Here is a 10,962-nt window from a genome sequence, read left to right on the forward strand (position 1 = left end):
TCGCGCCGCCTAAAATATCGTCAAAACGCGCGCGATCGGGAGCGCTCGGCGGTTTTTCGCGCGCCGCTTAGCCAGAGCATTACTCCTTTTTGCGCGTGCAATCTGTTTTCGGCTTCTAAAAAGATTGAGTCGGCGTGCGCCTCAAAAAGCGCGTCGGTTACCTCTTCGCCCCTGTGCGCGGGCAAGCAGTGAAGCAGCGCGGCTTTTTTGTCGGCTAGGGCGAAAAGCTCCTCGCTTACGCCAAAACCGGCGAAATCTTTCAGCCGCTTTTTGCTCTCTTCCTCCTGCCCCATACTTGTCCAAACGTCGGTGGCGACGATATTTGCGTTTCTGATCGCCTCTTTTGGATCGTTGCAAAAACGTAGCTTCGCCCCGCTTGTAAGCGCGAAGCCTTTCGCCAACTCGATCCACTTTGGCGCGATCTCGTAGCCCTTTGGCGCGGCGACTCTAAGCTCGAAGCCCATTTTGGAGGCGAGCATAAGGTAACTATTCGCCATATTGTTGCCGTCGCCAATCCACGCGACAATCGCGCGTTCGTCGTAGCCAAGCTCCTGCATAGTCATATAATCCGCCATCAACTGCGCGGGGTGAAAATCGTCGCTAAGCCCGTTGATAACGGGCGCGCTAGAATAGGCGGCAAACTCCTCTAAGCGGCTGTGCGCGAAGGTGCGGATCATCACCATATCCGCCAGTCTGCTTATCACGCGCGCCGTGTCTTTCATCGGTTCGCCGCGCCCTAGCTGAATGTCGCGCGAGGATAAAAAGATCGGCTGCATTCCAAGCTGCGCCGCGCCGATCTCAAAACTTACGCGCGTGCGCGTCGAGCTTTTTTCAAAGATCATCGCCAGAGTTTTGCCCGTAAGCGGCGCGCTCGCTTTGCCCGCCTTCAGATCGCGCTTAATATCGCGCGCCAAACTTAAAATCTCAAGCAACTCGCTCTTTTCGTAATCTTTCAGGCTTAAAAAGTGTCTCATCGCGCGCCCCTGTCCAACAACTCGCAAACCTCTTTGGCGTGATAGGTGATAATCATGTCCGCGCCCGCTCGTTTGAAGGCGATCATCGTCTCCATCAACGCGCGATCGTAATCGATCAATCCCGCGCTCGCCGCCGCTTTCAACATCGCATACTCGCCGCTTACGTTATAAACGGCGATCGGCAAGTTGGTTTGATCGCGCAACGTTCGCGTTATGTCGAGGTAGGCGAGCGCTGGCTTGATCATAAGCATATCCGCGCCTTGCGCCTCGTCCTCTAAACTTTCGGCGATCGCCTCGCGCGCGTTCGCGGGATTCATCTGATAGCCGCGCCGATCGCCAAAACTCGGCGTCGATTGCGCCGCCTCGCGAAAAGGTCCGTAGTAGGCGCTGGCGAATTTTGTCGAATAACTAAGAATGGGCAGATTTTCAAAGCCGTTTTCGTCTAACGCGGCGCGAATGGCGCCGACGGCGCCGTCCATCATACCGCTAGGCGCTATGCAGTCGCTTCCCGCTTTGGCGTGAACGAGCGCCTGTTTGGCGAGATTAAACAGCGTCGCGTCGTTATCCACTTGACCGCGCGAGTCAAGAACGCCGCAATGCCCGTGATCGGTATATTCGCAAAAGCAGAGATCGGTGAAAACCAACAGATCGTTCGCGGCTTGTTTGAGCGCGCGCGTCGCTTCCGCGATAACGCCTTGATCGCTTAACGCGTCGGAGCCAATTTCGTCTTTTTCGTCCGGAACGCCAAAAAGCATAATCGCTTTAATCCCCGCCTTTTGCGCCGCTTTTGCCTCTTTGACAAGCTCGTCGATCGAGAGCTGGAACACGCCCGGCATCGAGGCGATCTCGTTTCTTATGCCTCTGCCAAAGCGCGCGAAAAGCGGATAGATCAGATCGTCTTTGCTTACGACGGTCTCTTTTACCAGATCGCGCATAGCGGCGTTTAACCTGAGCCGCCTAAAACGTTTGAACATTTATGTTCCTTTGAAAAAAGCCGTAATTTTACCCTTTTTGTCGGTTAAAGCGCGTTTCGCTAGAGTGTTACGATCAAAAAATTGGAAAAGGAGACGTTATGCGTCAATATAAGGTTGTTATCTATCAAGAAGGCGCGTTAAGCTCGCTACTGTTAGGCGCGGCGAAAGTCGATCCCGTTAAATTCAGCGCGTTTCTCACAAAGAACGCGGCGGAAGGCTGGCGGGTGGTAACTATGGAAAAAGACCTGCGCCGCATGCTACTTTTTTGGAGCAGGGAAGCATACGTGGTAGTTATGGAAAAGGAAACGGCGTGAAGACGCTAAAAACGGCGGCTATCGCCGTCCCTCTAACGACGCTAGTCGCGTGGGGCGCGTTGGCGTTGGCGCAGTTGTGGGCGAACCTTTTTTCGGACGACGCGTTCGCGAAAATAACCGCGTCGGCGGCGATCGTAATCGTAATCAGCGTGATCGTGGCGCTCTCCGTTCGCTCTTACGTCGAAAACGCGGAGTTGAAAAAACAGGGCTATTTGGACGATTGACCCGCATTTAATTTTTAACTTTTGACTTTAAGATTAACTATTCGCGCGCGGCGAAACTTAGCGTTTAAGGTTGATAGCGTTTTGTATTAGCTGATCGTTTGTGGTAATCGCCTTTGCCGCGCCCTCGTAAGATCGTTGATAAACGATCAGATCGCTTAGCGCGACCGCCGCTTGAACGTTACTGCTTTCAAGCGCGCCTCCCGTTACCGACGGCAGTTGCGCTCCGTTCGCGTCAAGATAAAAAAACGGCTCGCCGGAGTTCGCGCTCTGCATAAACTGATTGTTTCCAACGCGCATAAGCCCTTGATCGTTCGCAAAATGATAGACGGCGATCTGTCCAACCTCGCTCTGTCGCCCGTTGTCAAAAACGGCGACGATATAACCGCGCTCGTCGATCGCGTATTGTTCCAAATTCCCCTCGATAACGCCGTCGGCGCTAACGCTCGCGCTTTGCGCGAAGCCGTCGTCCGCTTTTAGGTTGAAATTAAAATTGATCGGCGTTCCTCCGTTATCAAGAACGACGCTCGTATCGCCGATCGCCGCGCCGTTTAGATCCAGCGCCACGATCTTTGTCTGTTTAGAAAGCGTCGAGTAAGCCTCGATCGAAGCGGAGCTTATCGAGGCGTTAGCCGCCGGCGCGGCGTTTAACGAGCAAAAAAGCCGTAGCAACGCTTCGGGCGTATTATCGCCGCCGTAAACGCCGCTTGAGATCGTCTGATTCGATCCGTTTGTCGTCGTTATTTTGCCGTTTGCGACGCTAACGGACGCGCCGACGAGATTGGCTATTTGATCGATCGCGCTCGCGTAATCGCCGATTGTCTCTCCTTGCGCGTAGGCGACGTTTCCAAGACTCATCGGCGCGAAAATCGCGTTTGGCAGATTGCTTTCGCCGTTTGCGAAATAGAGGCGATCGCCTTTTGGATAAACGATCAAATTCGTTCCGTCGCGGCTCGTTTCGTAACCCGCCGCGCCAAGTATCGCGGCTACGCCCGCCGCCGTAATTAGCGCGTCGTCGCCGTCCGCGCCGAGATATTCGTAACTTGCGTCGTCAAGCGTAAAGCGGACAAAAGGCGCTTCGCCGTCGGCTATATCGCTCGCAAGCGGTAGCGAATAGCCTAGTCCGATATTAGTGGAGGCGGGCAGTTTGCCAAAGCCAAACCATAGATTTTCGCCGCCTTTTAATTCAAGCTCTTTGCCGTCTTGGACAATCGAGCTTAGATCGGAAGCGGCGCTCATCGCTCCAAGCCGTTTTAAGCTCGCCGTCGCCTCGTATGTCGCGCCGCCGTTCGCATCTGCCGGCGCGATCAGCCGCGCCGAACTTGCAAGAACAAGACGATCTCCGTTTGGAGCTATCGCCGTTTGTTCCGCGCTTATCGCCGATTGTCTGAAAACGGAGCTTTGAAACGCGGTTTTTTCTAAACCGTCGAAGGTAGAAAACGCCGTCAAAAGGCTTTCGGGCGAGTTTCCGCCGTTCGCGACGAGCAACGAAAAATTGTTGGCGCCGTTAGCCGTAATCTTGCCGTTGTAATCGGTAAAAAAGTCGGTTTGCGGATAGATCGCTCGCGCCGTTTGCGCGATCGTCTCTTGCAGATCGCTTAACGTCGAGCTTGCGTTAGCCGTCCATATCGAGGCGTTTAGCGGCGCTAAAAACGGGTCGCTCGAATTGGCTATCGAAAGGGCGTTCGGCGACGAAATCGCGATATTCGCGCCGCTTCTTGAGGCGTTCGCCGCGCCGCTCGCGTTTATCGCGTTTGCTATCGCCTCGCCGATCTCGTCCTCGCTCGCGCCGAGCGCCCACGAAACGTTTATCGCAACGCCGTTTAGCTCGAAACCGAGCGGAGAGACGATATGCTCGTTGATCGTTATCGTTTTTTTGATCTCCCCAAGCGCGGCGAATACGCCGGCGTTATCGCCCGCCGCGATCAGCAGATTATCGCCCGCGTTCAGTCCCATATAAGCGCCGTTTTGATCGTATAGCGAAGCGATCGGCGCGTTTTTGTCCGCCGTTTTTGTTTGCGTAACCGAATACGGAAAATTGGCGTTCAGCGCGCCGTTTTTGGTGGCGATCGGCGGAAAAACGATATTATCGGGCGCGAATAAGGGCTGTTGCGCGGTTACGCCGTCGATCGCGCCCGCGTTTACGCCATGAACGATTTTCCATACGCCGCCGTCGTTGATCATAGCGCCCCAACTCGTGCCTAAGAGATAGTTTCCGTTTTGCGTTACGATATTGCCGTTCGCGTCGCGGCTGAACGCGCCGTCGCGCGTGTAAACGATTGTTTTTGCGTCGTAGATATTCGATCCAACCACGCCAAACCAGCCCTGTTCGTTGATCGCTACGTCGAATGCGTTTCCCGTTTGCGTCGCCGCGCCGCTTCGCAGATCGATTCTCGTCGCGCTTGTTCTTACGCCTACGCCGTCGTCGCTTGAAAGCGTTTGCGAATTGAGCGCGAGGCAACGATCGTATAGCGAAGCAAACTCTATCGCGCTCGCGCGGTAGCCCGTAGTATTGATATTGGCGATATTATTCGCCGTTGTGTCGATTGCGTTTTGATGAGTTTTCGCGCCCGTTAACGCGCTCCAAAAACCGCTATTCACGTCGGGTTTTCCATTCGCCGATCACTGCCGCTCCCTTACCGAGACGATCTGATCGAGCGTATAGTATTGACCGCCCAGATATAGTTGCGGCTCGCTTTGATTTAAAACGACCGATTCAATCGGATAAACGCCGAGATTGCTAACGTAGCTTTTGCCCGAAACGCTTCCGGTATATTCGGCGCGTATGGCGTAAACGCCCGCGCCCACCAATTCGCCGGCGCTATTTTTGCCGTCCCACGTAAACTCCTGCAAGCCCGCCGCGCCGCTAGAGATAACCTCCGCTCTGATCTGAACGCCGTTTGAATCCGAAACGATAAACAGCCCGTTTTCAAAACTCTCTTCGTAAAAGAGATAATCTTTATATTCCTCGCCGTTTTCCGCAAACTGCACCGCGTTAAGCCCCGTATCCGCCAGCTTGCCGACCGCGCCGATTAGCTGATAAGCGCTTGTGAGCCTAAACTCGGAAACCATATTCTCCATCGCCTTTTGGATATTCTCCTGCGACTCAATCACCGCCATATCCGCCGTCTGCGAGAGCATTTTATCGGTGTCCATCGGGCTTGTCGGGTCTTGATACTGAAGCTGAACGAGCAACAGTTTCAAAAAAGCGTCTTTATCAAGCGCGCTATTTGGATTATACGTGATAGTAGCGTTTGTCGTCCCGCCCATAAAATCGATTGCTTCCGTAGCCATTTTGCCCTCCGCCGCTCGCGTTTTTTAGCTTATTCAAGCAACTTTTATGCCGCTAATTGCCATATTTAACCCGTTCAGCCGTTTTTATCCTCGCTCGCCGCTTCTCGCGTCGTTAGCGCGGCGAAGGCAAGTTTAAGAGGCTTAAAGGCGGCAAAACGCGAAGAAAAAACGATCGATAAAATTGGACTGCAACGCGCGCATATCGCCCCCGTCCCCGCCCTGCCGCGCGGAGCGATAGAGCGGTTTACCGCCTATAATCGCGGAGAAAAAGCGGAAATCTATCTCTTTTGCGTCTCCGACGTATCCATATACCAATTATTTACAGGCGCGACAAATAGCGCGGGAACGAGGGGGGGTATTGACGCTTGACATTGTTATTCAGGGTTTGAAGCGTATAATTGGGCATTACGCCTTTAAGGAGCGCCGATGGGACGGAAAAAAGCGCTTGCCGCGCTTGCCTTTGGAACGTTTATTGTAGCCGTAGGTCTGCTTTGCTATACCCTTAGCGCCGCTAGAGCCATAGACTATCTTGGCTCCGATTCAAAAGCCTGTATCAACTGCCATGTGATGAACGTCTCTTACGCCACATGGGAGCATAGCGCGCACAGAAACGCCGTCGCGTGCGTCGATTGCCATCTGCCGCGCGAAGGTATCGGCAAATACGCGGCGAAGGCGCGCGACGGTTTTAATCACGCCGTCGCGTTCGCCTTTGAAACGTTCGAGCAGGCGATTGTCATAAGCGACGACGGGGCAAAACGCGTTCAAGCAAACTGCGTAGCCTGTCATGCGAGCTTGGCGAGCTCGCTAATAAAAAACGCCGATCTAAACCATCGTTTCGACGAGCAAACGGCAAACGGCGATCGCCTATGCTGGTCGTGTCATCGGCAAACGCCGCACGGCTCGGTTCGCGCCGTTAGTTCCGCGCCGAATAATCTCGGCGTAAAATTTTAATCGGTAAGGAGAGTGGAAAAATGAAAAAGTATATCGCGCTTTTAGCGGTTTCATTGGCGGCGATTGTCGCGCTTGGCTTTCTGGTTTCGGACGTTAACGCCAAAGAGGAGGAGCGCCAAAAGATTAACGCCGGCAGGCAGATCAATATAGAAAATCCCGCGCAGACCTCTCAATGGCGCCGCTACTTCCCGCGCCAATTCGACGGCTGGAAAAAAACCAAAGAGAGCGACAAAGTCGCGGATATGATCAAGAAGTGGCCTGCGCTGGCGATCGTTTGGGCTGGTTATCCCTTTAGCAAAGATTACAACGCGCCGCGAGGGCATTATTACTCCGTTATGGACAACATCAACACGCTTCGCGTCGGCGCGCCTAGCGAAACGGTCGATAGCCCGCTTCCGACGGCTTGCTGGACCTGTAAATCGCCCGACGTAGTTCGCTTGATGGAGACTAAAGGCGATCTGGAGTTTTATAGCGGACAATGGAACAAATGGGGCGACGAGGTTGTGAACGCGATCGGCTGTTACGACTGTCATACGGCGGATACTAGAGAGCTAAAAATGGGGCGCGCTTACGTGAATAACGGTCTGCGGGCGGCGGGTATGCCGACGTTTGAAGACTCGACGCACCAAAACAAGCGCGATCTCGTTTGCGCGCAATGCCATAGCGAATACTATTTTCGCCCCACGCCAAACGGCGACAAAACGGCGAGGGTCGTAACCCTGCCTTGGAAAAACGGCTTGGGAGCGGAAGAGCAGATGAGCTACTACAACGACGGCAAGAATTTTCCCGACGGCAAGCCGTTTAAAGATTTTGAAAACAAGCTGTCAAAAACGCCGATCGTAAAAGCGCAACACCCCGATTATGAACTGCATCTTACGGGCATTCACGGCAAAAAGGGCGTATCTTGCGCGGATTGCCATATGCCTTACAAGCAAGAGGGCGCGACTAAATACTCCGATCACCAGATACAAAGCCCTCTTGATACGATGGATCGTAGCTGTATGCCCTGCCACCGCGAGAGCGAGACTAAGCTAAAGTCTATCTTGGAGGAAAAATACCAACGCAAAGAAACGCTCTTTGGTTTGGCGGTGAATAATCTAGCCGCCGCGCACCTTGAGGCGCAAAAGGCGTGGGAAAGCGGCGCGAGCGAAGCGGAGATGGCAAAGGCGCTTAACCTGATTCGCGAGGGGCAGTGGCGTTGGGATTACGCCTCCGCAAGTCACGGCGGATTCTTTCACGCGCCCGACGAAACGCTGTTTGTTTTCGCCAAGGCTAACGATTACGCTTTGCAAGCTCGCGCGGTTTTAAGAGAGATTCTCGTTAAACGAGGCGTAAAAGATTACGTGGTTCCCGATTTCAGCTCGAAAGCAAAAGCGCAAAAGCTCGCCGGTTGGGATATGGAGGCGCTAATCTCCGACAAACAAAAGTTCAAAGACGAAACGGTTCCGGTCTGGATCGAAAGGGCGAAAGCGCAAGGTTTGCTCGACGAGAATATTAGGGATTACAAAGACGATTCGGCTTCGTGGTTTGGCAAAAGCGAGTAGCGCCGCAAAAAACGTCTGGCGTAGAAACGCGATCGGGCTATCGCCGTTGCTAACCGTTATTGACGCGCCGCGCGAGAACGGCGAGGCTTTGTAACCTCTTGGCGTTCTGTCCGCGCCCTCCTTGCGGGCGTTTGCGCGATCCGCGCGATCCGTCAAAAGATCGCCGTCGGCTAACGAGGCGCTTTCAAGGTTTGAGCGCGTATAGTCGCGGCGGTTTTCAAGAGGTTATCGCGGATTAAGCGATCAAAATCGATTTGAAATAGCGATCTTTTACGCTAATCGCGCGATCATTTATGTTAGGTTAGACGTTCTAAAAACGCTCGCGAAGCGCGTTAATCGGGCGATCGCAAGTTGTCGCAAACGATAGGGCGAGGCAAACTTTTGCGCTATTAGCCGATCAGGGTTATTTTTGCCCGCGATCGTAGCGAGCGCTCGCCAAAAAATCAAGTTATGGAGGGATTTTTGCTTGCGCGGGGGAAAACGCTATTTAACGAGGAATTATGAAAATTGATAACGATATAGCCGTCCAAAGCGCTTTGGAGCGCTCCGTCGGGCAAAATGACGCGGCGCAAACGCGCAAGGTTGAAACCGCCGATAAAACTAGCGCTAGAGCAAACCGCGCGACGCCTGAGAACGAAGCCGCCGCTAAAACGTTCGCGGCGAACGCGGCTAAGTTGAGCGCAAGCGAGTTTTACGCCCAAGCCAAGCTGTTTTTCTCGCAAAGCGCCGAAGCGGGGACGCTTGCCGAGAACGCGGCGCAAACGGCGGAAAAACTGACCGCGCTTGTTTTCGACGCGGCGGACGACGAAGAAAACCTGCTTAAATCCGCTAAATCCGGATTTTTGGACGGTTTTGATAAAGCGGCGCAAAATTGGGGCGGCGCGTTGCCGCAAATCGTCAATCAGACGCTTGATCGCGCTATAGAAACTATCGATTTTCGGCTACATTCGCTTGGTTTTCCCCTATTAAATATGATCGCGTAATAGCATTCTCGCGGAAATTAAGCTACTATACGCGCCTGAACGTTCGCAATTAAGGAAAGGTTTATGGCGCAAACGGCTACCACGCAGGACACCCGCTACAAACAGGTCGATAGGGCAATGCGCAAGCTCGGCTACGAGAAAAGCGCGTTGATAGAGGCTCTGCATGTGGCGCAAGAGGTGTTTGGCTATCTAGAAAACGACGTTTTGAGTTTTATAGCGGCGGGATTAAGACTGCCGCAAAGCAAGGTTTACGGCGTAGCGACCTTTTATAAGTATTTTCAACTAAAGCCAAAAGGCAAGCACGCCTGCGTCGTATGCACGGGCACCGCCTGTTATATTAAAGGCGCGAATAAGTTGATCGAGGCTATGGAGAAAAAATACGGGATCAAGCCCGGCGAAACGACGGAAGACGGCGAACTTTCGCTTTTGACCGCCCGCTGTTTCGGATCGTGTTCGCTCGCCGCCGTCGCGGTGTTTGACAAACGGACGGTCGGCTATCTTAACGAGGAGAGCGTAATCGCCGAAAGCGAAAAGATGACAAGCGCCGCAAACGATTAAGCGGTCGGCAAAACGCGTCGAAATCAAAGAGGAGATCAACGCCCGCCTTAATTTGCGCGCCGATCGCGGAAACGACGACTCTCTTTGCCATACCCGTAAAACAGTTTTTATAGACGCTAAGATGAGTATTCGCAGATGACGATCCTCTTTACCATACCCGTAAAACGGGTATCCGACGCGCCGAAGGCGTGAAAAATCGCGTCGTTCCCGCGCCCCCCTCTCGTCATTCCCGCCCTTCCCCATCATTCCCGCGTAGGCGGGAATCCATCTCCATAATTTTCATTAGATCGCCGTTTAATCTTATTGTCATTCCCACGAAGGCGGGAATCCAAATACGCCGAAGGCGTGAAAGGAAAGATTGACTTCTGTCGGGGCGGGCGCTTTGCGGGAATAACAATGCGCGACATACCGTCCCCTCTCGTCATACCCGCGCGGAGCGATAGGGCGGTTTACCGCCCGTAATTGCGGAGGAAGGCGGGTATCCATCTTTGTTAAGCAATCGTAATGTTAAGCGTATTGATAGCGTTCTTTTAACTTTTTTTATGGATTCCCGCCTACGCGGGAATGACGGGAGAAGCGGGAATGACGAGAATGCGGATTTGCGCCTTCCTACACGCTCTCTTGCGCGCCTAGCGCTTCTACCAAGGGGCGCTCCTCCTGGTCATACCGCGTGCGGAGCAAACGCGAGCGCTTTGTAATCGCGGAGCAAAACGAGTATCCGCCTATCTCTCTGTCATACCCGCGCGGAGCGATAGGGCGGTTTACCGCCCGTAATTGCGGAGGAAGGCGGGTATCCATCTTTGTTAAACAATCGTAATGTTAAGCGTATTGATAGCGTTCTTTTAACCTTTTTTATGGATTCCCGCTTTCGCGGGAATGACAGGGGGCGCGGAATGACGGGAGAAGCGGGAATAACGGGGACGCTGGTTTTAGCGAAGCGAGGAAATGATAACGCGGTTAGTTTTTATGCGCGTTAGACAAGTTTGTAAATAAGGATTAAAAAGGCGATCGAGGCGCTTTGTTAGGCGCTCGATCGCGTTTTGTAGGCTACTGGAGTAGTCTTAGGACGTTTTGTTGAACGGCGTTAGCTTGGCTTAACGCGTAGCTTCCGCTTTGAATTAGAATGCTCTGTTTGCTGAAGTTAGAGCT

General features: G+C 53.3%; 11 protein-coding genes. 6 read left to right on the plus strand and 5 right to left on the minus strand.

Going from position 1 to position 10,962, the window contains the following annotated elements:
- Window positions 1-20 precede the first annotated feature (20 nt).
- Entirely contained in the window at window positions 21-974 is a 954-nt protein-coding gene (gene argF / locus LBF86_03405; GenBank protein MDR0664549.1) for an ornithine carbamoyltransferase, read from the minus strand.
- The gene (hemB, locus tag LBF86_03410) at window positions 971-1,948 is read right to left on the minus strand and encodes a porphobilinogen synthase (protein MDR0664550.1); all 978 of its coding nucleotides are present in this window, start codon (window positions 1,946-1,948) and stop codon (window positions 971-973) included. Before hemB ends, argF begins: the two co-directional genes overlap by 4 nt.
- 98 nt (window positions 1,949-2,046) lie before the next feature.
- Between hemB and LBF86_03415 the strand changes: the two genes are divergently transcribed.
- Entirely contained in the window at window positions 2,047-2,262 is a 216-nt protein-coding gene (locus tag LBF86_03415) for a DUF4177 domain-containing protein (protein ID MDR0664551.1), read from the plus strand.
- A complete protein-coding gene (locus LBF86_03420) occupies window positions 2,259-2,486 on the plus strand; it encodes a hypothetical protein (protein MDR0664552.1) in 228 nt (75 codons plus the stop codon). The genes LBF86_03415 and LBF86_03420 overlap by 4 nt, the downstream gene beginning before the upstream one ends.
- 57 nt (window positions 2,487-2,543) lie before the next feature.
- On the opposite strand, the gene LBF86_03425 is transcribed toward LBF86_03420, so the two are convergent.
- Window positions 2,544-5,084, minus strand: a complete 2,541-nt coding sequence (locus LBF86_03425) for a flagellar hook-basal body complex protein (GenBank protein ID MDR0664553.1) — start codon at window positions 5,082-5,084, stop codon at window positions 2,544-2,546.
- Window positions 5,085-5,105: 21 nt separating this feature from the next.
- Window positions 5,106-5,777, minus strand: a complete 672-nt coding sequence (locus LBF86_03430; GenBank protein MDR0664554.1) for a flagellar biosynthesis protein FlgD — start codon at window positions 5,775-5,777, stop codon at window positions 5,106-5,108.
- Between the two features lie 426 nt (window positions 5,778-6,203).
- Here LBF86_03430 and nrfH point away from each other — a divergent pair, with 426 nt between their 5' ends.
- From nrfH to hoxE, 4 genes are all read left to right on the plus strand, one after another.
- The gene (nrfH, locus tag LBF86_03435; GenBank protein ID MDR0664555.1) at window positions 6,204-6,728 is read left to right on the plus strand and encodes a cytochrome c nitrite reductase small subunit; all 525 of its coding nucleotides are present in this window, start codon (window positions 6,204-6,206) and stop codon (window positions 6,726-6,728) included.
- 20 nt (window positions 6,729-6,748) lie between these two features.
- Window positions 6,749-8,272 carry an ammonia-forming cytochrome c nitrite reductase subunit c552 gene (locus LBF86_03440; protein MDR0664556.1) on the plus strand — a complete coding sequence of 508 codons (1,524 nt, stop codon included), beginning with the start codon at window positions 6,749-6,751 and terminating at the stop codon, window positions 8,270-8,272.
- A gap of 500 nt (window positions 8,273-8,772) precedes the next feature.
- Window positions 8,773-9,255 carry a hypothetical protein gene (locus LBF86_03445; GenBank protein MDR0664557.1) on the plus strand — a complete coding sequence of 161 codons (483 nt, stop codon included), beginning with the start codon at window positions 8,773-8,775 and terminating at the stop codon, window positions 9,253-9,255.
- 63 nt (window positions 9,256-9,318) lie between these two features.
- On the plus strand, window positions 9,319-9,813 hold the full coding sequence (gene hoxE / locus LBF86_03450) for a bidirectional hydrogenase complex protein HoxE (protein MDR0664558.1): 495 nt from the start codon (window positions 9,319-9,321) through the stop codon (window positions 9,811-9,813).
- Between the two features lie 1,047 nt (window positions 9,814-10,860).
- Here the strand turns inward: hoxE and LBF86_03455 are convergent.
- On the minus strand, window positions 10,861-10,962 hold a 102-nt coding region (locus LBF86_03455), incomplete at its 5' end, for a flagellin (GenBank protein MDR0664559.1).

The sequence above is a fragment of the Helicobacteraceae bacterium genome (assembly GCA_031258155.1).
Classification (GTDB): Bacteria; Campylobacterota; Campylobacteria; order Campylobacterales; family SZUA-545; genus JAIRNH01.

Bases quoted from the DNA above. Each gene is read 5' to 3' on its own strand.
- argF (MDR0664549.1), bottom strand. From the start codon at position 974: ATGAGACACTTTTTAAGCCTGAAAGATTACGAAAAGAGCGAGTTGCTT.
- hemB (MDR0664550.1), bottom strand. From the start codon at position 1,948: ATGTTCAAACGTTTTAGGCGGCTCAGGTTAAACGCCGCTATGCGCGAT.
- LBF86_03415 (MDR0664551.1), top strand. From the start codon at position 2,047: ATGCGTCAATATAAGGTTGTTATCTATCAAGAAGGCGCGTTAAGCTCG.
- LBF86_03430 (MDR0664554.1), bottom strand. From the start codon at position 5,777: ATGGCTACGGAAGCAATCGATTTTATGGGCGGGACGACAAACGCTACT.
- nrfH (MDR0664555.1), top strand. From the start codon at position 6,204: ATGGGACGGAAAAAAGCGCTTGCCGCGCTTGCCTTTGGAACGTTTATT.
- LBF86_03440 (MDR0664556.1), top strand. From the start codon at position 6,749: ATGAAAAAGTATATCGCGCTTTTAGCGGTTTCATTGGCGGCGATTGTC.
- LBF86_03445 (MDR0664557.1), top strand. From the start codon at position 8,773: ATGAAAATTGATAACGATATAGCCGTCCAAAGCGCTTTGGAGCGCTCC.
- hoxE (MDR0664558.1), top strand. From the start codon at position 9,319: ATGGCGCAAACGGCTACCACGCAGGACACCCGCTACAAACAGGTCGAT.